Origin of the sequence: Halobacteriovorax sp. RT-1-1 (assembly GCF_047085455.1) — a bacterium.
Classification (GTDB): domain Bacteria; phylum Bdellovibrionota; class Bacteriovoracia; order Bacteriovoracales; family Bacteriovoracaceae; genus Halobacteriovorax_A.
The window spans coordinates 446,227-472,142 of record NZ_JBKIXZ010000002.1 but is presented as its reverse complement, the minus strand read 5'-3'; the positions used below and the strand labels follow the sequence as shown (position 1 = coordinate 472,142).

The window sequence follows — 25,916 nt, the reverse complement described above, 5'->3', positions numbered from 1 at the left end:
AGTTCTTTCTACTTCTTTTGAGCTTTTAAACTTTTTTCAAGTCTATTATATGCTTCTTCAGAAAATAATTTTCCTTTTAACTTTTTAATTGTTGCCTCACGTACTTCATATCCACGTTTAATATCGGCATCACTAAATTTAACAAATTCAACACCAGATGCCTTCATCAGATCAAGAGCATCTTGATTGTCTTTTTCATTTGTCGCCTTAACAAGATCAATATACTTCTTAGAAATTGCTAATACCTTCTTTTGGTTTGCAGGAGAGATCTTATTAAAGACTTTATCATTTACTAAGAAGGCTCCAACAGACATTGTAAGAGGGAAATCAATAAGATATTTAACTTTAGTATTCCACTGCATTGATAGAATCGCTAAAGGTGGTGCATAAGCTGCTTCAATGATTCCAGTTGAAAGAGAAGACAAAACATCAGGAAGAGGTAGCTGTACCGAAACAAGTTTCATCTCCCCAAGAATAGTTTCAACAAGAGGATCCCCTTCCCAAGACCAGATTTTTACACCTTTTAGACTATCAATAGAAGAAATCTTTGTTTTTGAAACAAAGTAAACCATCCCAATATCAAAGAAGCCAAGATTAACGAAATTACTTTCATTAATTTTCTTATTTAAAAATGGCGTTAAATCATCAAGTGTCTTTAGGGCCTTCTTGCGATCATGAAAAAAGTTAAAAGGAATTTCCACAACACGAACATCACCATTGATATCACCAAGTGTCTTAGCAGTAAAAACTCCACCGTGAAGTTGTCCAACGCGAATCTTTCTTAAAACATCTGGTTCATCTCCTTGAGATCCACCGAAGTAGAACTTCACTTTTACTTCACCATTTGTTTCTTTCTTAATGGCCTTTGCCATTTTCTTAAGATTCTTTGCCCAGTTCGTTCCCTCAGGAGTTAGAACACCAACTTTTAAAGTTAGGGCCATTACATTCGTCGTTAATAGTAGAATTAATAATGCTTTAAATTTTGACATGATTTTTCCAATTAGAAGATCTCTTCTTCTAAGCCTTCAATTATTTTTAATCTCTTACGTGCAATTAAATTAAAAAGGTTATTGTAATCAACCTTTGGTGTTTCAATTTTTCCACCACTCCAATAAGTTGGCTCCATCTGCTCACGGTGAAATTTATTCATTTCTAATTTCTGATTACGATAGATATTTTCTTCAAACATTGGAACTGCATAAAACTGAATAAATGAAAGTCTAACTAACATATTATTTGGCCATTTTTGAATAGCTTCTTCAAATAAGCGCTTACCAGTTACAGGGTCCCCACCAAGTCCACGAGGTCTTGAAGCAGCGTAAGAAGCATTGAAAATATCACAAGCACCTTGCGCTAAATTTCCATTCTTTTCACATGACCAATCGTACATAACCTTTGCAAGAGGAAGATAAGCGACGGCCCTCATATTATCTCTTTGTAGATTAATGATTGAAGCAAGCGTTTGTCCTGTATAAAAAACACCTTCGATATTTGTAGCGTTATCACTTAAGTTTTCATCAAGTAATTTTTTAAAATCTTCTGGTGAAGAAATGTAGCGAGTGAAATCAAAATCTTTAAATCCTCGTACTTCAAAAAATAGCGCAGAATAATTTAGAGCACGAGTGTAATTTGCAAGAGCATTAACTCGGTATTTTGAATTTGATAGTTCTTTAAGTTGATCTTTAAGATAGTAAGTTTCATCGATGGCAAATGCCTTACCGCTATATGCTTTTATGAGAGTAACAATGAATTCAGGATTTTCGCGATCAGCGGCGTAGAGGTTTTCAACTAATTTAATATTGCTATCAATTGTCGATTCAAATAAGTCCCAGTTATCTTCAGTAAAAACGGCCTCAGATGTCTCAAAGATCATATCCCCCATCTGGTTAGTGGCCACTTTCTTTATACTTGAGCAAGAAACTAGATTTATGAACAATATCAGCAATGCCAACATTTTTTTGCAATTCACAGGCGATCCTTATAATTAATATAGTAGTAATTTGCCTTATCTATTCAGTAATTACAAGTGGTTAATGCATTTTCATTGACGCCCAAATCCCTTAGTGATAGCCGTGTTGCACCATTTCTAACCTCGTGATATGATTAGGGAAATATTTTGAAAGGCTCAATTTTTTGCTAATTTGTGCCGAGTATATATTTAAGTTACTAAACTTTGTCACGGAGTGACCATTGAGAGTAGTTTTTCTACGAGTAGATGAACTACTTACCTAATCGGATTTAAGTTCTGGAGTCTCTTGAATCTTATTACGATTAAGGTAAGTGATTTTTTAACCTTTAATCGTTTAATAAGGAGATGGAGATGTCATCACAAGAAACATCTAACGAAAAATTATCGTCTAACACGAACAACAGCGTAATTGGTCAAATTAAGCTAAAGACTATTCGTAAGTCAGCTTCACTAAAGCCAAGAAAATCACTATTAAAAGTGAGAAGCTTAAGACCAACTCGTGCAGTTCTTGGTAGAACAGCAACACAAGAAGACGCGGAATAAGAATAGGCCCACAGCTTTTTTCTTATTTATCTTTTCTTGCGATTTCCCTTAGGAGAAATCAGCTGCTTGTCGTACGTAGCTTTTAAGCTACGTAGTGTTTCCTCGCGTATCTCTTCCAGTTTTTTCAGTCTCTCTTCATGTAAATGATTGAGATAATTCTTTTTGGCTATGAATAAGTTATTGATATAAGTAACTTGAAAGCCTCTAAGCTCTCTGTAGCAAAGATCTTTTTCTATTTTAGTTAGTTTATGCTGACTGGCCTCGATATCCTTATGATCTAAAACAAATGTCGAGTAATCCCCAGAGCAAACACCCTTTTTAAGATCAATATAATGATCAATTTCTTTTCTTATGATTTGAGTCTTTGTTACGTAATCTTTTGGAGGGATATTCTTCACCTCTTCAATTTTCGCATACATTACTTTACTCATCTCTTTTTCAGATTGAGTCTCACCTTTGTCTGCTTGAGCATAGACAGTCAAAGTCGGTATGAATAAAAGAGTCATTAAAACTGATTTCAATTTAGGGCCTTTTTTATCTTAGCTAAGTAATATTCAGTATCTTTATTATGCGCAAAGACGAAGCTTATGGCCATTTTTTTAAACTTAGACTGAAGTCCTTGAGTAAGTTGAACTTGATTTTTTGCTACGCCGAATTTCTTTGCAACTAACTTTTCAATACCAGCATTGGCCTTTCCATCTTCAGGTGGGGCCTGAGTGCTAACGATAAGTTGCCCAGTTTCCGCAACACTCACCTTTTCAACTTTTGCACCAGGCTTTGCCCAAACTTCAAGTTCAACTATTAATTCACTTTCACTATTCGAAAGAGTAATGAAGTTCAGGCATTGTGTTTTTAAATAGTCTTTTATTGAAATAATTCTCTCCAATTGTTGCTCTCAAATCCAAGCTCATCAAGAAAAGTTTTCATTTCAGCAATAAAGTCAGCTAGAGGAAAACCTACAACATTTGAATACGAGCCACTCATATGTTCAACAAAGAGTAGACCTTGTCCTTGAATTCCGTATGACCCCGCCTTATCAAGGGCCTCATCACTTTCTAAATAAAGTTCTAAAATTTCCGGTGAAATATCTGTGAACTTTACTTTTGAACATCTTGAAAAAGTATATTCCTTGTCTCTATAGGCCATATATACAGCTGTAAAAACATCGTGCTCTTTACCAGATAACTCTAGTAGCATCTGCCTTGCATGGTCGCGATCATTAGGTTTTCCTAAAACTTTATCACCTATAGCAACGAGAGTATCAGAAGCGACAACAAAGACATTTCCATCTTTTGGAAATTCTTGCGTAAAGATATCTCTTCCCTTTAGCTCGGCCAATTCTTCGACAATATCTTTTGGATGTTCTTTAGTTGTTATTTCTTCAACAGCTGAAGGCTTAATTTGAATCGGAACTTTCATCCAAGATAGTAGTTCCTTTCGACGTGGACTCCCTGAGGCCAGGATAAATTTCAGTGTAGATACCATTTAACTTCTTCCATAGTTCTTGTTTTTCTGAATTAAGCTTTGGAAAATAACTTCTCGAATTCTCCATCGCACCGACTTTATAGTAACTTTCTTGTGCCTTCGTGTAAAAATCTTTTCGTAGGACATCTTTATCACGACGGTTTGCTCGATTTAAAACAGATTTTCGATAACGATCAGCGATCGCAAGATTTGTCGTTTCAACCTCTCTAACATGAGTCCATAGAAATTTTAGACGCTTTTCTAATTCTTCTTTTTTCCAAAGTCTCAAACCATAATTTTTGGCTAACTGAACCTCATCACCTTCAGCAAATAATGGCTTTCCGTAGCGTTCTAAAAAGATTTCACGAGTATAGTAGATTCCGTAAATTCGCTTCGTAAATAATTCATTTTGACTTAAAACTTCAGAGTCTTTCGTGACAAAAACATTTCGATTAATGAAAGAAAATTTATACCAACTTCCATATTCTAACTCTTCAAAACTATCATTTTCATAACCACGTAAGTTTACTTTTGGAGATGAGGCCAAGTCATTTTTGTATCCTAACTGTTCATCATCTCTGAATTTAAGGTAGCTATCATCACCAATTGAAACATAAGTTTCAAATGATGGAGAATAGGCTTCAAATGAATACAATGGAGATTGTATAAAGAATCGACTCTTTCTTATGACATTTTTATTGTTCTTTTCTATCGCCTCATTAATAAAGCGAGTACGAGATTTATAACGTAGTCCATCTTCAAAAAGATACTCATTCATAGAAACATCTTTATCAAAGACGACGGGATTGGTTTTATTAATAGGAAGAGGAAAGAAAACAGAATCAGTATCTCTTTGGTCCAACTCTTTAAGTTTTTCTTTTGAGCGTGAAATCAAAAGAACATTTCCTACATTCATACGAATATTGAAAAATACTTCGTCTTTTAAAATATTCATTTCTTTTAGTGAGATTGAACTTTCAGGTGCTATACGAATCAATGTACCATCAAAGAGCATAAGCCAAAGGTAGCTATCGATACCAGTTTCAATATCATCATTTTCTTTTATCAGAGATCGAAAACCAATTTTATTATTTCCAAGCTTTCGAAAGAGAGTACACTCCCCCACACATTTGATCACACGGCCAATCTCTTCATCGATACCTGAGATTTTTTCAAGATCACGCCAAAGTGGATAGCTTTCTTTGAAGCGTAATTCCTCTTTCCACTCATCAAAGTCTAGCCACTTCTGGGCCTTAAGCTCATCCCATTTGATTAGAGACTTACGGTCGTCCTTAAACTTTGTTTCTAACTCTGATGAGCTAGCAAAAGTTGAAAGTGTAATGGTTAAAATAAATAAAATACGTAGCATCATGAACTTTATCGACAATTTCGGCCACCGGCCCTAACTGTGCCGCAAATTTGCAAGTTTTTCGGTAAGAATTGCCACTTTCAGGCCCATCTAAACTGTCAAAATCATGGGTTTCATGTTAAATTTTGGGCCAAATATTAATTTACACAAAACTATAACAGACAAGGTTGATACGATGAGTCAGGATAACGGACAATTTTCTTTTGTTAACACAGAACATGAAGTCTTAAAATTTTGGGAAGAGAATGAAATTTTCCAAAAATCACTAGAACAAACAAAAGAGAAAGAGCCATATATTTTCTACGATGGCCCTCCATTTGCCACAGGTCTTCCTCACCACGGTCACCTACTTGCTGGAACGCTAAAAGATATCGTTCCAAGATATTGGACAATGAAAGGTCGCTACGTTCAAAGAAGATTTGGATGGGATACTCACGGTCTACCGATCGAGCAAGAAATTAATAAAAAATTAGAAATGACTGCACACGAAGCACTAGAGAAACTTGGTGTTGCTGGTTACAACCAAGAGTGTCGCTCAATTGTTGATCGCTACACAACTGAATGGCGTAAAACTGTAACACGCCTTGGACGTTGGGTAGACTTTGACAATGACTATAAGACAATGGATCCAACTTTCATGGAATCATGTTGGTGGGTTTTCAAATCTCTTTGGGATAAGAATATGGTCTACAAGGGAACAAAAGTTGTTCCTTACTCAACTGGTCTAGGAACAGGTCTATCAAACTTTGAAGCAGGTCTTGATTACCGTGACGTTCAAGATCCGGCCGTAACTGTACTTTTCAAATTAGATGATCCAGCTAAAGCAGGTGCAGATTATGTTGCCGCATGGACGACAACTCCATGGACGCTTCCATCGAACCTTGCTCTTTGTGTTGGGCCAGATGTTGATTACGTTCGTGTAAAAGATAACGACCGTGGTGTAACAATCATCTTCGCTGAAGCAAGAGTTGAAGCTTTTGCAAAGAAGCGCAACCTTGAAGTTGTTGGGGAATCATTCAAAGGAAGCGAACTTCTAGGTCTTACTTATGAGCCACTTTTTGACTTCTTCGCTGATCTCAAAGCTGAAGGTGCTTTCAAAATCTTAAATGACGACTACGTAACAACTGACAGTGGTACTGGTATTGTTCACCAAGCACCGGCATTCGGGGAAGACGATAATAGAATTTGTAAAGAAGCTGGCATGATGGCAGAAGTTTGCCCTATCGATGATGCTGGTCAATTTACAAAAGAAGTTTCAACTTATGCAGGTCTTTATGTAAAAGATGCTGATAAAGAAATCATCAAAGAACTAAAAGATAATACAAAATTATACGATCACGGAAACCTAGTGCACAGCTACCCATTCTGCTACCGCTCAGGAACTCCACTAATCTATCGTACAATCCCACAGTGGTATGTAAAAGTAGAAGAGATCGTTGATAAGCTTGTTGCAAATAACGAGCAAATCCACTGGGTACCTGGTCACATCAAAGCAGGTCGTTTTGGTAAGTGGCTTGAGAACGCTCGTGACTGGGCAGTCTCTCGTACACGTGTTTGGGGAACTCCTCTTCCAGTTTGGATCAACGATGAAACAGGAAATATGAAATGCCTTGGCTCAATTGCAGAGCTTAAAGAGCTTTCAGGAGTTGAACTTACTGATCTTCACCGTGAGTACACAGATGAAGTGACATTTACAATCGAAGGTGAAGCTGGAACTTATAAGCGTATTCCTGATGTATTCGACTGTTGGTTCGAATCAGGATCAATGCCTTATGCTCAACTTCACTACCCATTTGAAAACCAAGAAATGTTTGAAAATGGATTCCCTGCAGAGTTTATTGCTGAAGGTCTAGACCAGACACGTGGTTGGTTCTACACACTAACAATCCTTTCAACTGCGCTATTTGATAAGCCAGCTTTCAAGAACGTAATTGTTAATGGTTTAGTTCTTGCTGAAGATGGAAAGAAAATGAGTAAGTCTCTAAGAAACTTCACTGCTCCAGATGAGCTTATGGAAGAATTCGGATCAGACGCTCTAAGACTATACCTAATCAACTCAGGACTTGTGAAAGGTGAAGAACAACGCTTTACAGATGCAGGTGTTAAGGACATGGTTCGTCGTGCCCTTCTACCATGGCTAAACTCTTTCAAATTCTTCCAAACATATGCATCAATTGATGGATGGAATTTAAGTGAGCATGCTGAAAGTGGCGACAATATTACTGACAATTGGGTAATCTCAAAACTACAAACTCTTAAAGAAAATATCGAAGCTGAAATGGCACAGTACCAACTTTACAACGTTGTTCCTGCCCTATTCCACTTCATTGAAGATTTAACGAATTGGTATATTCGCCTTAACCGATCACGTTTCTGGGGCGAAGGACTAACATCAGATAAGAAACAAGCATACACTGCACTTTTCACAACACTAAAAGAAGTTACAATTGCAATGGCACCATTTGCGCCATTCTTATCTGAGCATATCTTTAGTGAACTTAAGAAATTTGATTCAAGTGAAAAGAATCTTTCAGTTCACCTTTGTGACTACCCTGTTGCTAATAAAGAACTTAAAAATTCAATCCTTGAAGATGCAGTTGATAGAATGCAACAGATTATTCTTCTTGGACGTCAAAAGCGTAATCAAGTACAAATCAAGGTTAAGACTCCACTTGCTCGTCTAAGTGTAATCCACAAAGACCAAGCTTTACTTGATGAAATCAAGAAGCTTGAAGGATATATCCAGTCAGAACTTAACGTTAAAACTGTTGAGTATACTACTGATGAAGACCACTACATCAAACTATACGCTAAACCAAATTCTCCTGTTCTAGGAAAACGTCTAGGAAAAGATTTTGGTAAGTTTATGGGGATCATCTCAAAGCTTGGAGCAGCTGAGCTGAATGAGCTTGAAGAAAAAGGAAGCCTAGAACTTGCTGGAGAAACATTTGAGCCTTCAGATATCTTAATCTTCCGTGAAGCAAAAGAAGGTACTCAGGCCCTATCAAATCGTTATATCTCAATTGATATCGACACGAACCTTTCAGAAGAGCTAATCCTTGAAGGTCTTGCTCGTGAGGTTGTAAACAGAATCCAAAGAACAAGAAAAGATTCTGGTTTCAATGTTGAAGATAGAATTGAAGTAACTTTTGCAGCTACTGATCTTCTTGCAAAAGCAATCACGACTCATACTGATTACATCACAAAAGAAACTCTTGCTAACTCTCTAACTGTTAGCACAGGGGAACTTGAGCATGAGTTTAAGGTTGATGATGAAAATCTAAAAATGACAATTGTTAAAGCTTAATCAGCATATAAAAAGAAAGCCTCCATTACGGAGGCTTTTTTTATTCTTTAATTAACATATATCCAATCGGTTGTGGATTTAGATCAAAACATTCATTTCGTTTATAATCTTCTTTTGCATCTAAAATAGTACCTTGAACTTCAATACTTCCCGAAACAGCTTTCATCACAATCTCATCTGCTACGACAAACCATTTCCCAGTTCTAACTTCTCGATCTGTATATTTCAAGATTCCAGTTGTTAAACACTGTTTCTCCTTTTTAATAAAAAGTGTCCCTGACTCTTCATCTATTTCATATACTTCAGAAAATTCTTTCACTTCTTTAGAGAAATGATTAAATAACTTCACCTCATATTTTGATAAAACTGAAATACTTACAAATTCTTGCCCTTTCTTAGGCTTAGAAATCACTCCATTTTTCATTACGCGTGTAACTAACCTTGTTTCTTCAGCTTCATAAAACTCAGCTTTTTGAACAAGAGCACCAGTATAGATTTTTTCCATCCTCAAGTTTTCACATCCGTCAGGTTGAACTAAATTTTGAAACTCTTCAAAATTCACTTTTCCTGTTACACACTTTAAAGATTTTCCTAAATCATATTTAATATTTTCCCCATTAGTAAGAATTAGGGACTTTGTCTGCAGATAGACTTCATGTGAAAGAAAATTTCCTTCTTCAAGTTCAAAAAACGAAAGTTTTCCTTCGTTTTGATTATAAACAGCTTCATTTGATAAAACCTTCCCATATTTTGAAATCAATATGAAACGGCCTTCAATAACATATTCACCTAGATTTATTTTAAGATTTACGAAGTTCTCTACTCCATCTTCATAAATGTTTTGATTGTTAGAATAATCAAAATTAAATAGAAATAATTTTTGGTTTGTAATACCGATCTTATTACACTCACTATCGATAAATAGAGAACTCTCTAACTTATTACATTCAAGTAGAAATGATTTGCTTGAGATCATTGCTTGATTAGCACTTTCTTTACTTTTGTCACTACCTGAGCCACAAGAAACTAATACAAATAACATAACTAAACTTAATACTTTCATAACTCTCCCTATTCCTTAACTACTACAAATCCAGTTAAAACAGGCTCAACAGGATAACACTTTTTTTGACGACTTATTTTATAGCTAGATTTATCTTTTATGATATTAAGACCTTCATAATGACTAATGTTCAAACGATGTAAGCTCTTGTCGATATTAACTTTAAAAACTTCCATCACTCCTACAGTTACACAGTAACTTGAATCATTTAAAAAGTAGTGAAGGCCATATTGGTCAATACTTTCAAGATAAAATAAACTTGGATCGACTTCACCTTCTTCTAAATCACTTACTGATACATATTTAAAATTTACGAGATCTCGATTTGGTAATTTTATTGGACTATTTGCTGTAGTAAGTGCTGAAAGCCTTCCATTGATCGAAACAGTCTCCACTTTTGGAATAATAACCTTGGCCTTTACAAGAGGAATGAATTTTAAATTTTCACACTGACCTTTAAGATCTGCAAGATTCACATCATTAATATTAAAAATACCTGTATTACAATTTAGATCTTCCTCTGGTGATACGACTTTCGGACGATCTCCAGTAAAATAATTATTAATCTTTAAGTAAATTTCATGGGCCGCAAAATCTCCACGATTTAACTCTTGAAACTTAAGAGTACGACTTCCGTCAAATAAAGTATCTTCACTTAGTCTTTTTCCATATTTAGATACAAGGTAGAATCTTGCATGAATCATTTCTTTAATTGAAATTTCAAGTTCTACTTCGCCAAGCTCTGGATACTTCTTCATATCGATAGCTTGCTCGTCCATATCAATAGAGAAAAGAAATTGTTTATCTTCATTGATAAAAGACATAGGGCACGTAATTTCCATGTCTGTAATATTCGTTTTTATTGATTCACATTGAATTTGTGTTGCAGTAAGTGACTGGCCTTTAAAGCTTGGATTAAGATTTTGGCCATAAAATGCTCTTTCGTTAGATTTCCCACATGAAAGAAGTAGGATCATGGGAATCAGAAAAAATGAACGCATAAAAAATCTCCTTAAAATTAATTTTTGCCGTTATAGCGAAAATCAATCCAAAGGAGATATTTTTTCTATTTTGAAATAGTTGTTTTTTAATTTGGAATACTAAAAAGCGACTTAAGACCCAAAACCTTTAAGCTGTTCCCCGCCAAGTACGTGAAAATGCGTATGAAATACACTTTGACAGCCATGTTGGTTGATATTTGAGACTACGCGGAAGCCATTCTTTTCAAGCTCATTTGATTGAGAGAATTCTTTGATGGCATCAAAAACTTGGGCCATATCATCGCGGTTCATCTCATTAATATTCTTAGAGTGATTGCGGTGAATAAATAAGTAGTGCTCTTTTGCTAGCGGTTGAATATCTTGAAATGCATAAACATTTTCATTTTCAAATACCTTCGTTGAAGGAATCTCACCATTTAGAATTTTGCAAAATAAACAATCACTCATTACGCTTCTCCCTATTCGTTTACGAGTTCGACACTTGCACCAAGTTTCTTAAGCTTTTCAGGTAGGTCTTCATAACCACGTTGTAAGTGGTAGACACGATCAATTTTTGTTTCACCATATGCACAAAGAGCAGCAAGAACAAGGGCCGCAGACGCTCTTAGGTCTGTACACATAACTGGTGCAGCTGTTAGAGGTTTACCACCTTCAATAAAGACAGAGCTACCAAGTTGTTCAATACTTGCACCAAGACGAGTTAGTTCTGGTACGTGCATGAAACGATTTTCAAAAATATTTTCTGTTACAAGAGAGTTCCCTTCTACAACTGTTAAAAGTGCAACCATTTGTGCCTGCACATCAGTTGGGAATCCAGGAAATGGCTCAGTAATTACTTTAGAACCTTTTAGTGATGATGGGTATGTCTTAACGAAGTCATCACCGATCTCAAGCTTGGCTCCCATGCCTTGAAGGTTTTCAAGAACATTAAAAAGATGCTTAGGATTAAAGTTCTTTACCGTAACCTCTGACTTTGTCATAAGGCCACCAATAATATAAGTAGCAGCTTCAATACGATCACCAATTGCTTGGTACGTTCCACCGCTTAATTCTTTAATTCCATCAACAACGATACGAGATGTACCGATACCTGAAACTTTTGCACCTAATGTATTTAGGAAGTTTGCAAGATCGTCAATTTCTGGCTCCATCGCTGCGTTTTCAATAATAGTCTGACCATCAGCAAAGACACCGGCCATCATTAAATTCTCAGTGGCACCGACTGATGGAAACTTAAGTTTCACATGTGCGCCTTTTAAATGATCAGTTTCAGCAAAAACAAAACCATTCTTCATTTCGATTTTTACATTCATCTTCTCTAGATTATCTAGGTGGATATCAATTGGACGTGTCCCAATTGCGCACCCTCCAGGAAGAGAAACCTTTGCTTTTCCAAGACGTGATAAAAGCGGTCCTAGAACAAAGATTGATGCACGCATTGTTTTAACAAGCTCATAAGTTGCTTCGTGAGAACTTAGAGTTGATGCATCGAAAGTCACATTCTTACCATCACGATTACACTCAACTCCCATCATTTCAAGAAGCTTAAGCATTGTATTGATGTCACGAAGCTTTGGAAGATTCGTTAGTGTTACTTTCTTATCTGTTAAAAGGATTGCTGCTAAAATTGGCAGGTACGCGTTCTTTGCAGGAGAAATTTCAACTTCACCAGAAAGACGAGCTGGTCCTTTAACTATAATCTTATCCATTTTTAATTCCTTTTAGAAAACGGTAGCGGTCTGTGTAGTCCTTAATCAACTCGAGATTAGTAAATTCATATTCACTCAAAATATCTTTTAAGTGTTCTAAATGCAATTCACTACCTTCCATTATGAACAGTCCACCTGCTTTCAGCTTTTCCTCCACCTGTTGGAAGAAATTTTTAAACCAATTATCGTAATCTTCATCTTTTAAGTAAAGGGCCAGATGTGGCTCAAAACGATGAACCTGTCCATGCACTTCACTTAAGTCAGCACTCTCCTTTATATATGGAGGGTTACTAATGATGATATCAAAATTTTCATTGAGGTTAGTTAATAAATCAGACTCTTCAAAGACTATTTTCACAGTCTTTGGATAACGGTAACGGTGAAAGAATTTATTGGCACGAGCAACTTCAAGGGCCTTTGGACTAATGTCACTGGCCACAATACGCGCTTCTATTTCACCAATCTCACCTGCTAAACTTAAGGCAATAGCGCCACTTCCCGTGCCGATATCTGCAATTGAAATATCATTTAGCTTATTTTTTTTAATATATTCAGAAGTCCACTCCACCATGATTTCAGTTTCACTACGTGGAATAAGAACATTCTCATTTATGTAAAATGAAGAACGATAAAAGAATGCACGATTACTAATATATTCGAGGGGAATCCCCTGCCTGACTTTTTTTAAGAATTGCTCGATGACACCTTTATTTTCAGAAATATAAATGTCATCGAATTGAGATTCAAGGATGCGACAGAAATCTTTTAGCTCACCCTTTAAGCGAGAAATTGTAATTCCAGGGTAATTTGCCTCTAAGAATTTTTTATTCTCATTAAAGAACGAGCTAATGTAGTCACCGAGAGTTGTAAAACTCATTTACTACTCTTCTTGGCCCTTTAAGAGTTCAGCTTGGTTATGAGCAATAAGAGCATCAAGAACTGGAGCTAAATCACCTTCTACGATTTTATCGAGAGAGTAAAGAGTCAGGCCAATACGGTGGTCAGTTAAACGACCTTGTGGATAGTTATAAGTTCTAATACGCTCAGAACGATCACCAGTACCAATTAGACCTTTTCTCTCAGCTGCTTCAGAAGCATTTTTTTCTTGAAGCATTTTATCAAAGATACGAGCCGCAAGAATCTTCTTCGCCTTCTCTTTATTTTTTAACTGTGACTTTTGATCCTGGTTATAAACTGCAATTCCTGTTGGAATGTGAGTCATACGAACCGCAGAGTCTGTCGTGTTAACGTGCTGTCCACCTGAACCAGATGCGCGCATAACTTCAACACGAACATCATTCATATCAAGTTCCCACTCAAGATCTTCAGTCTCTGGCATAACTGCAACAGTGATTGTTGATGTGTGAACACGTCCCTGAGACTCAGTCTTTGGAACACGTTGAACTCTATGTACTCCAGACTCATATTTCATTTTTGAGTAAACTTTCTCACCAGAGATTGAGAAGATAACTTCTTTAATCCCCTCATCGTTTTCAGAAAGAGAATCAATTTCAACTTTCCATCCAACTGAGCGAGCGTAGTTTTGATACATTCTTAGAACATCACCAGAGAAGATCGAAGCCTCATCCCCACCAGCACCGGCACGAATTTCAACCATAACGTTCTTATCATCTAATGGGTCTTTTGGCAGAAGAAGAATCTTTAACTCATCTTCAAGTTCAGGAATTAATGGCTCGTTCTCATCAAGAACTTCTTTTGCCATCTCCTTCATATCAGGATCATTTTCCTTAAGCATCTCTTTTGCTTCCGCAATATCTTCTTTGATCTGCTTATATTTCTTGTAAGCAATAACAACTTCTTCAAGATTTGAGCGCTCAGCTGAAATCTTTTTGAACTCCTCTTGCCTATCATATAATGTTGGGTCTGCCATTTTTTCAGTTAGTACTTCAAAGCGCTGTACAACTGAATCAAGCTTATCAAACATGCTCATTTGAAAATCCTTTTAGCTGCTTCTTAGCTATTCATTGAATCCATGAATTCAGCATTAGTTTTAGTCTTCGTAATTCTTTGTAGCATGAACTCCATTGCATCAATTGTACTCATTGGGTGTAGAACCTTTCTAAGTACATATGTTCTTTGAAGATCAAGTTGATCCATAAGTAGATCTTCCTTACGAGTCGATGACTTATTGATATCAAGTGCTGGGAAGATTCTCTTTTCAAGAAGCTTACGATCAAGTTGAATTTCAGAGTTACCTGTACCTTTGAATTCTTCAAAGATAACTTCATCCATTCTTGAACCTGTATCAACAAGAGCTGTTGCGATAATTGTAAGTGATCCACCATTTTCAATATTTCTAGCAGCACCGAAGAATCTCTTTGGTCTGTGTAGAGCATTTGAGTCAACCCCACCAGAAAGGATCTTTCCAGACGGTGGAACAACAGTGTTATATGCACGAGCAAGACGAGTAATTGAGTCAAGAAGGATGATTACATCTTTTCCTGCTTCAGTTAAACGCTTCGCTTTTTCAAGAACCATCTCTGCTACTTGAACGTGACGGTTTGCTGGCTCATCAAATGTTGATGAAACAACTTCTGCGTTAACATTTCTCTTCATGTCAGTTACTTCTTCCGGTCTTTCATCAATTAGAAGAACGATTAGAACTGAATCTGGGTGATTTTCAGTAATTGCGTTAGCAACTTCTTGTAGTAAATGCGTCTTACCAGCTTTTGGAGGTGCAACGATTAGACAACGCTGACCAAAACCTTGTGGTACGAACATATCAATCATACGAGTTGAGTAATTGCTTGGATTAAACTCAAGGTTGATTTTCTTTTGTGGATATAGTGGAGTTAAGTTATCGAATAGTACTGTCTTTTTGTGCGCTTCAGGTGTTTGGTCATTGATTGTGCTAACCTTTAGAAGAGCAAAGTATCTCTCGTTGTCTTTTGGTGGACGAATTTGTCCTTCTACAGAGTCACCCTTTTTAAGAGCGAATTTTCTAATCTGACTTGGAGATACATAAATATCATCGGCACCAGGAAGGTAGTTATAGCCTGGAGACCTTAAGAAACCGAAACCATCTGGTAAAATTTCAAGAACACCGTTTCCGAAAATGTCCTGCTTCTCTTTTGCATGTGCTTTTAGGATAGCAAAGATTAGTTCATGTTTTTTCATACCCGCAGAGTTTTCAATTTTTGCTTTTTCCGCAATCTTGTTTAACTCTTTGATTTCCATCTCTCTCAATTCACTTAAATGCATAAAATGTACTACTCCTGAAATATCTGAATATATAAAATTGGATTGGTTTAGAATTTGCCTCTATTAATGATCCATTAATGGCATGGATTTTATAAGATTAAATTGGTTGGTATTGATTTAATTAGATAAACTCATCATAAACCTTCACCCTTTCCTAGTCAAGCTGACTTTAGAGATTGACTTGAGGCGCCAAAATGGGCATAACTACCTAATATGAATGAGTTTTCTAGCTATCCAAAATTTGAAGAATTACGTGGTCTCAACATCCTTTCCATCGACTACGGTGAAAAAGTCATAGGCCTTGGCTTCTTCTGCCCAGGACGTGAGCCTTTCCCAATAGGCGCAGGACGTATCATTAATAAGGGAATTGCACATTTCTATACAGAACTTGAACAAGTGATCGATGATCAAGTGGTAGAAGTTATTGTTATGGGAATACCTTATTATGTTGATGGCAATGAGAGTGAGAAAACAAAAGAGCACAAGGCCATCTTTAACGCTTTAGTTGAGAAATTTCCTAGTATAAAGTTCTATCAACAAGATGAAACACTTACGACTAAGTCGGCAAAAGAGAGAATGCTTAACTCTCCGGAATATAATTTTCAATTTGATCCAACAAAAATTGATGAGCTTAGTGCGGTGATCATCTTAGAAGATTTCATAAGAAGTTAATTTCACAAAATATAAAAATAAGATATCCTATTATCATTATGATGAAGAAAAACTTATTTGTATTTTTGGTGCTAGCACCAGCATTATCGATCTGCCTTTTAGTGGCCCACACTTATTACAACATTTATCATTGGCAATACAACGGTCCAGAGACTGAATTCCAAATTAATAGTGGCGACACTTTTGGAACAATCAACTACCGTCTTGCCCAAGATAAAATTATCTACTCTCCTCGCCTCTTTCACCGCTATGTGAAATTCGAGGGTAAACTAACCAGCTTCAAGGCCGGACGCTACATCATCCCAAAAGGGATCACTATGGATGAGCTAGTAGACCTTTTAATTAGCGGAAAGAGTTTAACTGTTCGCGTGACAATTCCAGAAGGATATAACTTATTCCAAATTGCTAAAGTTCTGGCCGACGAGAAAATTGTTGATGAAAATGAATTTATCAAAGAAGCAAAAGATAAGAAATTTGTTCACTCACTAGGAATTCCAGCTGATCGAGTTGAAGGATACCTTTACCCTGATACATATCAATTTCACGAGAAGATGAAAGCACGTGCAATCATTCACCGCATGTATGACAACTTTAAAGATAAAACGAAAGAACTTGATTTTTCTAAAGTAAGACTAACAAAGCACCAACTAGTAACTCTTGCTTCAATGGTAGAAAAAGAAACTGGTGCAAAATTTGAAAGACCAACAATTTCTGGTGTTTTTCACAATCGTTTAAAAAAGAGAATGCGTCTTCAATCAGATCCAACGACAATTTACGGGATTTGGGAGTCGTATAAAGGTAATATCAGCAAAAAGCACCTAAGACAGAAAACTCCTTATAATACTTATAAGATTTCAGGTCTTCCAGTTGGGCCAATTGCAAACCCTGGGCTAGAGGCACTTAAAGCTGCCCTAAACCCAAAGAAGCACGAATATATTTACTTTGTTTCTAAAAATGATGGAACACACGTTTTTTCAAAAACATACAAAGAACACAGTCAGGCAGTAGATTACTGGCAAAAGAACAGAGCGAACCGTAAGGGGCGTAGCTGGCGAGACTTAAATAAAAAACAATAAAACTTAAAGAAGTAATTAACTATGAAACTATGGTCATCATTCGATCAGGAATATATCCTCAAGAGGCTTACTGAACTTTATGAGGAAGGCGCAGTTTTGAAATTTTGGCAAAACAATGAAGACATGCGCGAAGAATACACTGCAACTTTCAGCTCAGTTACAATTGAAAAATGCTCTATCAGGCTCACAAAAGAAAGTGCTCCTTTTTATACTCGAATAGCACCTCTTTCACCTGTCTTTTTTCACTATCCTGCTGGGGATATGATTTTCAAAAAAGATATTTTCAAACTTGAAAATGGTGGTCTTTCGTTCAAGACTCCTAGTGAAGTTCGTATGCGCGATCGACGAAGTGTGGAGAGATTCAATTATAAATATCCAGACTTCAAAAATATCTCATACAAAGTTGAGGGTGAAGATGAAACTCAACATGATATTATTCTCGATATCTCTTTAAGAGGTCTTGCATTTGTTATCGATGCGAAAAGAAAAGCGAAGTACGAAATAGGAAAATCAATTTTTATTACTTCAATTACAGATCAGGAATTACCTGAGCTACACGAAGCTAAGATTGCCTCAGTTAATCGCTACCGTGTTTCAGGAGAAGGACTTCAAACTCACCTCCTACGCATTGGAGTTGAATTCACACAAACGCTAAACTCAATTACATATGATTCAATTGGCTCTCTTGTTAAAAAGAGACAAAATAAATTAAAAGGTCTTGATACAAATCTATTCAATGGCCTAAATCCTGATGATTATCAAAAGCAACTAGCTAAGATACATGAGAAGAACCCTCAACTCGCTATCAATATCTCAGAGTCAGTAGAAGATATCGATCGCCTTCGCTATATGACAATCGATATGAAGCGTGAGTTCTTTTTACAATTTAGTCTTGATCTTATGGCCTGTGCTTTAAGAATGTCGTCTAAAGAATTAATCAATGATCTTCTTTCTGAAGTTACTGCTGGTGTAAGAGAAGAATTTCTTATGAAGTATGATCAACCAAAGCCAGCTTCAGCAATCAATAAAGCACAAGACGAGTTAAGAAAGTATATTCATGAAAAGGAGCGCTCGGGCGAGCTTGTTTTAAGCCCGAAGTCATTTGTTAAGTATGTTTAGTCTCCTGTCTCTTCTCGATGATATTGCAACAACATTTGATGACGTGGCCATCATGTCTAAAGTTGCCATCAAGAAAACCAGTGCTCTAATGAGTGATGATCTTGCAGTTAATGCAGGTGTTATCCATGGAGTAAACGCCGATCAGGAGCTTCCAATGGTCTGGAAGATTTTTGTAGGCTCACTTTTAAATAAAGTCTACAGCATCTTAGGCGTTGTTGCCCTTACCTATTTTTATCCTCCAGCTCTAAAAATCGTTCTTCTAATTGGTGGAATTTATTTAGCATATGAAGGCGCCCACAAAGTGGTCGAAAAGATTACCAAGCAAGATAGCAAGAAGATCCTGGCCGAAATTAGTGAAGAGAAAAAAGTTTCAGGAGCGATTCGCACAGATTTAATTCTTTCAATTGAAATTATCGTAATTGCACAAAATAGCATTAGTGGACCTTTTGTAAATCAGCTAATGACTCTTGTAATTGTGGGGCTTTTAGCATCTGTCCTTATCTATGGACTTGTCGCTGTCTTAGTTAAAATTGATGATCTTGGGCTCTACCTTATAAGAAAAGAGTATAAGAGACTTGGCTACGCTTGTGTCAGTTCAATGCCTTGGATTATGAGAGGACTTGGAATAGTTGGGACAATTGCAATGTTTCTCGTAGCTGGCGGAATCTTTGCTCATAGCTTTCACTTAGACCTCTATACCTATGAAATACTGCAAAACCTATTCTTAGGTGTCATTGGTGGTTTTTCGGCCCTTATCGTTTTCAGTATCCTCACGCATATTAAATCGAAGTTCTTGCGCTAATTATTGGCAGATCTCTTTATGAGAATCCTACTAAACACCTAGAATCACGAGAAATTTAGTCCACACTAAATTAAAGTTTATTATAGCTATAGACGATAATTTATTTAGTTAACTGCCTGAGGGAATTATGAAAATTATCAATATGCTACTAATATCATTCGCAATTATCCTTACTTCATGTGGAGGAAAGTCCTCAAACGTCGAAGTAAAGCTTCAAGGTGCGTTCTCTCAAGTAGCAGGACTCTTTGATAATGGTGCGGTCATGCTAGCAGTTGGTGGGCCAGCGGATAAACCTCCTCTTCTCTATGTTGTTCCTCTTTCACAAGCAACACTTGATCACGAATTTGATAATGGAAATTGGAATATTATGATTCTTGGTTGGCATGGTTCAACTGCAGGCGAGATGATGGAAGGAAGCCTTTATTGTTCAGTCGTAAAAAACGCAGCAATCCCAGAGCAGACAACTTTTACTTTCAATCTAACTCAAGTCGATACTGTGGCACCGGCCAACGTCGTTGATATAGGTCACCCTTGTGCTGAGTTTATTGATGGTCTACAAACGGCCAAGTATATGTCTGTTTGTGAAACTTCAGCTTGTAATGTTGGTGAATACATAAGATTTAATTCAACTGACCTATCTATTAAATTTGGTATTCCTCACTATGAAGGACCAATTAATAAGGATCTAATCTATACTCAATCAAGATTTAATGAATCGATGAATACTTGCTATAGCAATGTTAATGGAAATTTACTCGATGGAGTCGACTACGCTAAAATGGTTCTTGATGCTTCTGTTGGAATGGTTCTTCCAGTAAGGCTAACAGGCGGATTCCACTTACCTCTTAGAATAGAAGGATATGAAGATAAAGATAGTGGAACAACTGACTGCTCTACCGGGCCAGTTGGTACACTTATGACCATGAACAGTATCGGTGAAAAAGACCTAGCAGGAAACGATCGTCACTTCTACGATGGCACTTACTTCACTTATATTATGCCACCTACTCCATTTGAACTTTCTCTTACAAATTCGAGTTATTCATTTGAAAGAAACTCTGCAACGACAGTACAGGTTGGTGGCCCATATGATGTTGGAAACGATACTTATCTTGGCAACTCGATGAACTATACTTGTGAGTACAAAGTCGCTGGAACAGATGATTCAACTTTTGTTGCCTGTGGATATCCAATCGGTTCAGGCCCTATATCATTTGATACGACGTCAGGAGATGTTGTTCTCGACGGTAATACTACTAATTTTAATCTTGGAGATACTTTTGAGTTTAGAATGATTGGATCGTATTTTGATGACGCTTCAAGTAGATTAATCTATTCTCCAGAGAAGCGCTTTAGCGTAATGGCAAACCCTATTGTTATGATTCCGGATTCAGATTTCATACCAGCACCTGGATCAAATGTTGATATTACAACAGGTGGAAGCACGACAATTACATTTAATAATAACACTGATGGAATTGTGAATTTTAGTATCTATTCAACACCAGACACCTTATCAATCTCAGGAGACATTTCATGTTCTCCCTATACGACTTGTACACTTACAATCACAGGCTCTCCTGCAGGTACAGGAAATTTTGACTTAAATGCCAATGGTCAGCTTTTTAATTACACATATTATTAATATGGCACTAAGAAATGGCATTCACTATTGAGGTTAAAACCATAACCAACTGAAATCCCGTAAGTTTTTGTCCCCAATTCTTTAAAGGTTAAGATTTGCTTAACCGATGAGTTTTGTGGATTAAATTGAATTTGGGGACCGTATGCACCGTCATATTTTTGGATTATTTCTTGTTTCACTTCTTCTCACTTCATGTGGAGTAAAAACATCAAACACAAAAGTTACTTTTTCAAAATCACAATTCTTAGTTGGAGACTTAAACTCAAACTTTGATGGTGGTGTACTTATCTTTGGAAGAAATAACGATACAAAACAAGTTTTTCAAATTGGTCTTGATCCAAGCTCCCCTTCTGAAATCGAAATTGAGCTTCCTTTTGGAAACTACGATGTAAAGGCCATCGGTTGGCACCAAGGAACGACTCCAACGAATCTAGTTGGAACAAAGTATTGTTCTCAAATTAATACTCAAGTTGACTCTACTGAAACTCCAATGAATCTAGTAATGACAACGGCCAATTGTGCATCACTAACTAATACAGTTGTTCATGACAGTACGACAGGAAATCAGTTCAAGGTTGAAACTTGTCACGGGGTTGTCCAAGTTTTTGGGAAAGGAAAAAGAGAAAGCTGCGATGAAGCTCCAAGTAACGCTCAATCACTTAAGATTCGCTACCCTTCAATTAATGCTGAAGGTGTCGTCGATCCAAGCTTAACTCTTGAATCAAAATGCTTAACACCAAATGCTGGAGATATTTTCACCTATGACCTAACTGCCGACTATAACGTTGTTACTAGTGATAGTGGTTTTTATAATCCAGTTGAAATTGTAGCCTACTATGATACTGCTTGCTCTGGAGCCTCTCAAGTTAAAAGGATTCCAAGAACAGCAGGACTTCCTTCAGAGGAGTATCTACTAGCAACAGAAGATTCAGCGACAGGTCTTACTCTACTTGCAGGCTTTGATTCTTGTGCGTTTGCAGGAGCGGCAACAAGCTCTCCATTTGCAGCTGATAGCGCTGGATCAAGAGGATTTAATATTATTTGTACGGCCGATCAATTTAATAATATCGCTTCCTACCCTTCAGAGAATTATATTGTTGCGAGAACAATTGATTTTGCAGGTTCAGCACCAGCAACGGGCGCTACTGACTTTAGTGGAAAATTAGAGGGAGATATTCTTATAAGTCTTAAGAAGCTTCCACATATTATTGGAGCATCTGACTCATTATTTAATAGTATTGGAAGCACGGTTGCTAACGCTGAGTCAGGACTTAGTAACTTAAATATCAATGTTAATTCGTTAACAGCAGGGCCGGCACTTGCAAAGTACTTAGGCGATTCTTCAAATCTTCATGAATTAATAATCTCAGGTTCAATGACAAACTCGAATCCATCAACAACACCACCTGGTTCAAGCTTTGGTTACTCGTGCGGTGGATTATTTAATCAGTCTTACTATGATGGAACATCAACAAAGAATGTATTCGCACAAGTTGAAAGAATCACTTTTAGTAACTTTAGTTTAAAATGTACGGGACTTCCTGGTTCTGATAGTGCTTACGTAGGCTCCCTTATTGGTGCCCTAACAAGTGGCTCAACTGATACTGCAACTAATAGTCGTGAAGTTAAAATTTATGATGTTAATGGAAATATTAATATCGAAGTTGATGCAGCTAATCCACAACAATCAGTTGGTGGCCTAATCGGCTTCTCAGAAAATCTTACTAATATTAGTACTTATAGTAATAGTTATGTTTTTACTAACTCATATACTTCAGCGGCACCAGCGATTATTGGTGGCCTTCTAGGACAACATCAGTCAACGGCCGCAAACTATCTAGGCCGTCTAGAGCTTGGTGAAAATAATATTCACTTAGCAATTTCAAGTGATCTTCCATATAGTACGATTCAAGGTGCTGGCGGAATTGCTGGAAAGATATTTAATCCTGAAACTTTTCAGATTCACTCATCTATTACAACAGGAAGTATTGATACGACATTAAAAAATGCAGGTGGGTTTATTGGTCATGCTGCTTTTACTAATCCTGGTAACACACTTGGAATTTATTCTTCAGCAACAAGAGTAAGCGTTAGTGCAGATGGAAGCGCTGGAGGCTTAATTGGAAGACTAAATCTCGATGGAACTTCTGCAAATTTTGCACTTAATCATATCGCAACAAGTTCAGTCACAGGTGCAGCTGCGGGATCAGCAGGACTTGAAGGTGTTGGTGGTGCCCTAGGGACACTTTCATCAACGACAAATCTTTCCTCAGCAAACTTTGATAATAATTATTATTCAGGACTACTTTTTAATAACCTTGGCTATGCTACTGGAAATTCAAGTGGATCTCTTGTTGGAGTTATGCCAGACATCAACACATTCGTTATAGTTAATGGACACCATTATACAAGATGGGGAACGAGTACTTCTCACATTATCGACTTCATTGGATTTATCAATGACTCTACTCTATCAAACGTCCTAGACAGAATCACAGCAAATCATGTTGTTTACAATGGCTATAGTGATAGTACAACAGCACTTGCTCAAAGTACTTTAAAGTATGGAACACCAGGGGGCGAAATAAGCCTTACTTTCAATGATCTTGCCAATAAATCTCTTCCTTCGACTTTTGCTGGAAGTCAGTACTTTACAGCAACTGGAGACTCAAAACTAAACGTAGCATTTAATCGTTTTATGAAATTTGCAACTAACGGTCGTGCAATCGTAACAGGATTAGAGGAAAGTCCATTCCTTATTTCAAATGCAAGTGATTTAACATTCATTAAGAATAATTTATTCCTAAGTAATTTTAGTTTTAAACTAATGAATAACATTGATATGGGTGGACAATCACTTCAGTTATCAGACTTTAATAATTCATACAATGGCTCTCTTGATGGAAATGGCTTCACTATTTCAAATTTCTACAATGACTACACTGGTGCCAATCAAATGTTTAATGGTATCTTTCCATATGTTGAACACGGACGAATTAAAAATCTCCGAATTGCAAACTCTACAGTAAAGTTTAATTGTACTTCTACAGGGGATGCCGGAATTCTCATGGGAAGAATTAGTCGCTACAATAACTCTGGTGATGATCGAGCGCAATTTCATAATATTCAATTCGATAATAATACGATTGAAAGTAGTATCGGATGTACAGCAACAGGACTAGTTGCAGGAGCCTACTCAACAGAGAATAGCGGAGATGGGCCAGTATTTGAAAATATTAGTGTGAAAAATAATACATTTGGCTCACCTACAGGTTCTCTTCTTGTTGATCGCATTGATTATTCAATGTCTAGCTCAGAAATGTTTGCATTTAAGAATCTTGAATTTATTGGCAATAAGTTCACTGATCCTGCGCCAGTCAATACATATGCATTCTTCTCAAATAAAGGAAATAATACATTTGATGTTAGCTTCGAAAATGTTCTCTACGTGGGACATAAAGATGGACACAATCCAACAGATATTCACAGCACGAATAATGCTGGTTCAGCAATGTTAGTAAAGAATCATTACGTATTCATTAACCCTACTTCATTTGCAGGTGTTCTTGATACAGCGATACTAACCAATGGGACGAATTACGCTCTTGCAGATATGGCGACAACGGCTTTTGATAAGTACTTCCTAGTGAATTCAACAACAGGAGCTGTCGATTTAAATCGTCCAATGATTCAAGAAGAGTTCGAACAACGATAAGCATAGTTTAATGCCAATAAATTTAGGCGAAAAAAATAAGGACGCGTTCAGCGTCCTTTTTTTATTATCGGCAGAACTTACCGATATTACTGGTAAAAAGAAATTAACTTAATTATTTTCCCGCCAAACACGAAGAGTGCCTACAATAGGTTCCCATGAAGCTTCAGAGCGAAGCAAAGGCTGAGGTTTTAGGGCAACTATTGAATATGTATTAAAAGCAACAATTGCCGACTTTTAAGAAGACTTTTGAACTAAATAAATTCAGGGTTAAAATTAAGTGTCGCGTAATAGTTTAACCAACAAACTTTGCTTGTTTTACTTCGTTAAGGAGGAGGACTAAATGGAAGCTGAAAGACTAGAATATTTTAAAAAGAAGTTATTGGCCGCTAAAGCTGAGATTCTTAACGGTGGTATTCTAACAAGTACTGAAGACCTTAAGATGTCGACAGATGATCTACCTGATGAAGGTGATGTAGCAAACGCAGTAATTAACCAACAGGTTACATTTAATATGCGTGCTCGAGCAATGACTAAGCTAAGACAAATCGAAGAGGCCCTTCACCGAATTGAAGAAGGTACTTATGGGCACTGTGAAGATTGTGACGAGCCAATCGGTAAGAAAAGGCTTGAAAATCAACCATGGGCCGATCTTTGTATCACACACGCAGAAGAAAGAGAGCGTGAAGAACAACACATGCGAAGAGCCGTATAGCTTTTTTCATATTCCAAATGTTAGTAAAAAAGCCTGCTTATGCAGGCTTTTTTTATAGGGCCATCCCCTCGTCTACACTAAAGGTCTCCTTCTTTATATAGACATACTTCGATATGTCTCTCTTAAGCACTTTCTTAACCTGTTCATTTGTTTTAAGTACTTCTTCCACTTTAGGACTTATTGTACTTGAGTTCGTATTATTAATTGGCGCGACGATCATGACATATGCAAACACAAAAATACTGATTGATAATGTCCAAATAGTTTTCACTGAATTACCCTCCATGGTAAGTTCTTCTTCTGTTCATAATTAAGCACGGCCCATGCCAAATTCTGGTACAATGATTACGGCAACTTAACTTAGTGGAGTAATGAACACGGTGGCTTTTTGGCCTTATTTTCTACCACCACTTTTAAAATAGTGTATAAGATTTTGACACCTATCTATAAAGTATCCATATGGGCTATAGGTGAACAACTTAAGTAGGTAGAATCCTGTCATAGTGTTGGCACAAGCTGTGCATTCTA

23 protein-coding genes are annotated in these 25,916 nt (G+C 36.8%); 9 read left to right on the top strand and 14 right to left on the bottom strand.

Annotated features, from left to right (window positions below):
* Positions 1-8: 8 nt before the first annotated feature.
* Positions 9-989, bottom strand: a complete 981-nt coding sequence (gene dctP / locus ACMAWV_RS12630) for a TRAP transporter substrate-binding protein DctP (RefSeq protein WP_103219213.1) — start codon at positions 987-989, stop codon at positions 9-11.
* A gap of 11 nt (positions 990-1,000) precedes the next feature.
* A complete protein-coding gene (locus tag ACMAWV_RS12625) occupies positions 1,001-1,897 on the bottom strand; it encodes a TRAP transporter TatT component family protein (RefSeq protein WP_412470278.1) in 897 nt (298 codons plus the stop codon).
* A 423-nt stretch (positions 1,898-2,320) separates the two neighbouring features.
* Here ACMAWV_RS12625 and ACMAWV_RS12620 point away from each other — a divergent pair, with 423 nt between their 5' ends.
* Complete coding sequence (locus ACMAWV_RS12620; RefSeq protein ID WP_103219211.1) at positions 2,321-2,512, top strand: hypothetical protein; 192 nt, start codon at positions 2,321-2,323, stop codon at positions 2,510-2,512.
* 26 nt (positions 2,513-2,538) lie between these two features.
* Here the strand turns inward: ACMAWV_RS12620 and ACMAWV_RS12615 are convergent, their stop codons facing one another.
* From ACMAWV_RS12615 to ACMAWV_RS12600, 4 genes are read right to left on the bottom strand one after another with little or no spacing between them, the layout of a single operon-like run.
* Positions 2,539-3,033: a hypothetical protein gene (locus tag ACMAWV_RS12615; protein ID WP_103219210.1), complete on the bottom strand. Its 495-nt coding sequence runs from the start codon at positions 3,031-3,033 to the stop codon at positions 2,539-2,541.
* A complete protein-coding gene (locus tag ACMAWV_RS12610; RefSeq protein WP_103219209.1) occupies positions 3,030-3,398 on the bottom strand; it encodes a DUF167 domain-containing protein in 369 nt (122 codons plus the stop codon). The genes ACMAWV_RS12615 and ACMAWV_RS12610 overlap by 4 nt, the downstream gene beginning before the upstream one ends.
* Positions 3,377-3,931, bottom strand: a complete 555-nt coding sequence (locus ACMAWV_RS12605; protein ID WP_412463348.1) for a Maf family protein — start codon at positions 3,929-3,931, stop codon at positions 3,377-3,379. The genes ACMAWV_RS12610 and ACMAWV_RS12605 overlap by 22 nt, the downstream gene beginning before the upstream one ends.
* The gene (locus ACMAWV_RS12600) at positions 3,909-5,348 is read right to left on the bottom strand and encodes a FecR domain-containing protein (RefSeq protein WP_146037925.1); all 1,440 of its coding nucleotides are present in this window, start codon (positions 5,346-5,348) and stop codon (positions 3,909-3,911) included. The genes ACMAWV_RS12605 and ACMAWV_RS12600 overlap by 23 nt, the downstream gene beginning before the upstream one ends.
* A 112-nt stretch (positions 5,349-5,460) precedes the next feature.
* Here ACMAWV_RS12600 and ileS point away from each other — a divergent pair, with 112 nt between their 5' ends.
* Positions 5,461-8,652: an isoleucine--tRNA ligase gene (ileS, locus tag ACMAWV_RS12595; protein ID WP_412475805.1), complete on the top strand. Its 3,192-nt coding sequence runs from the start codon at positions 5,461-5,463 to the stop codon at positions 8,650-8,652.
* A gap of 40 nt (positions 8,653-8,692) precedes the next feature.
* On the opposite strand, the gene ACMAWV_RS12590 is transcribed toward ileS, so the two are convergent.
* The 7 genes from ACMAWV_RS12590 to rho all read right to left on the bottom strand — a co-directional run bounded on the left by ACMAWV_RS12590 (position 8,693) and on the right by rho (position 15,647).
* Positions 8,693-9,715, bottom strand: a complete 1,023-nt coding sequence (locus ACMAWV_RS12590; protein WP_412470279.1) for a hypothetical protein — start codon at positions 9,713-9,715, stop codon at positions 8,693-8,695.
* Between the two features lie 8 nt (positions 9,716-9,723).
* The gene (locus tag ACMAWV_RS12585) at positions 9,724-10,716 is read right to left on the bottom strand and encodes a hypothetical protein (RefSeq protein WP_412470280.1); all 993 of its coding nucleotides are present in this window, start codon (positions 10,714-10,716) and stop codon (positions 9,724-9,726) included.
* Between the two features lie 111 nt (positions 10,717-10,827).
* A complete protein-coding gene (locus ACMAWV_RS12580) occupies positions 10,828-11,163 on the bottom strand; it encodes an HIT domain-containing protein (protein ID WP_392993083.1) in 336 nt (111 codons plus the stop codon).
* 11 nt (positions 11,164-11,174) lie between these two features.
* On the bottom strand, positions 11,175-12,425 hold the full coding sequence (gene murA / locus ACMAWV_RS12575; protein ID WP_103219203.1) for a UDP-N-acetylglucosamine 1-carboxyvinyltransferase: 1,251 nt from the start codon (positions 12,423-12,425) through the stop codon (positions 11,175-11,177).
* Positions 12,418-13,302, bottom strand: a complete 885-nt coding sequence (locus tag ACMAWV_RS12570) for a N5-glutamine methyltransferase family protein (RefSeq protein WP_103219202.1) — start codon at positions 13,300-13,302, stop codon at positions 12,418-12,420. Before ACMAWV_RS12570 ends, murA begins: the two co-directional genes overlap by 8 nt.
* Before the next feature lie 3 nt (positions 13,303-13,305).
* Positions 13,306-14,370 carry a peptide chain release factor 1 gene (gene prfA / locus ACMAWV_RS12565; protein WP_103219247.1) on the bottom strand — a complete coding sequence of 355 codons (1,065 nt, stop codon included), beginning with the start codon at positions 14,368-14,370 and terminating at the stop codon, positions 13,306-13,308.
* A 29-nt stretch (positions 14,371-14,399) separates the two neighbouring features.
* Positions 14,400-15,647 carry a transcription termination factor Rho gene (gene rho, locus ACMAWV_RS12560; RefSeq protein WP_103219201.1) on the bottom strand — a complete coding sequence of 416 codons (1,248 nt, stop codon included), beginning with the start codon at positions 15,645-15,647 and terminating at the stop codon, positions 14,400-14,402.
* Between the two features lie 213 nt (positions 15,648-15,860).
* Here rho and ruvX point away from each other — a divergent pair, with 213 nt between their 5' ends.
* The 7 genes from ruvX (at position 15,861) to ACMAWV_RS12525 (ending at position 25,388) form a co-directional block, all read left to right on the top strand.
* Positions 15,861-16,319, top strand: a complete 459-nt coding sequence (ruvX, locus tag ACMAWV_RS12555; RefSeq protein ID WP_103219200.1) for a Holliday junction resolvase RuvX — start codon at positions 15,861-15,863, stop codon at positions 16,317-16,319.
* A 41-nt stretch (positions 16,320-16,360) separates the two neighbouring features.
* Positions 16,361-17,395 carry an endolytic transglycosylase MltG gene (gene mltG / locus ACMAWV_RS12550; protein WP_158246950.1) on the top strand — a complete coding sequence of 345 codons (1,035 nt, stop codon included), beginning with the start codon at positions 16,361-16,363 and terminating at the stop codon, positions 17,393-17,395.
* Positions 17,396-17,416: 21 nt separating this feature from the next.
* Positions 17,417-18,514, top strand: coding sequence for a FliG C-terminal domain-containing protein (locus ACMAWV_RS12545; RefSeq protein ID WP_103219198.1), 1,098 nt, complete (start codon positions 17,417-17,419; stop codon positions 18,512-18,514).
* Complete coding sequence (locus tag ACMAWV_RS12540; RefSeq protein WP_146037924.1) at positions 18,507-19,316, top strand: DUF808 family protein; 810 nt, start codon at positions 18,507-18,509, stop codon at positions 19,314-19,316. The genes ACMAWV_RS12545 and ACMAWV_RS12540 overlap by 8 nt, the downstream gene beginning before the upstream one ends.
* A gap of 127 nt (positions 19,317-19,443) precedes the next feature.
* Positions 19,444-20,961 carry a hypothetical protein gene (locus ACMAWV_RS12535; RefSeq protein WP_412471244.1) on the top strand — a complete coding sequence of 506 codons (1,518 nt, stop codon included), beginning with the start codon at positions 19,444-19,446 and terminating at the stop codon, positions 20,959-20,961.
* Between the two features lie 142 nt (positions 20,962-21,103).
* On the top strand, positions 21,104-24,676 hold the full coding sequence (locus tag ACMAWV_RS12530) for a hypothetical protein (protein ID WP_412470282.1): 3,573 nt from the start codon (positions 21,104-21,106) through the stop codon (positions 24,674-24,676).
* A gap of 340 nt (positions 24,677-25,016) precedes the next feature.
* Positions 25,017-25,388, top strand: a complete 372-nt coding sequence (locus ACMAWV_RS12525) for a TraR/DksA family transcriptional regulator (protein WP_103219194.1) — start codon at positions 25,017-25,019, stop codon at positions 25,386-25,388.
* Between the two features lie 52 nt (positions 25,389-25,440).
* On the opposite strand, the gene ACMAWV_RS12520 is transcribed toward ACMAWV_RS12525, so the two are convergent.
* Positions 25,441-25,659, bottom strand: coding sequence for a hypothetical protein (locus tag ACMAWV_RS12520; protein WP_392993094.1), 219 nt, complete (start codon positions 25,657-25,659; stop codon positions 25,441-25,443).
* Positions 25,660-25,916: the final 257 nt, after the last annotated feature.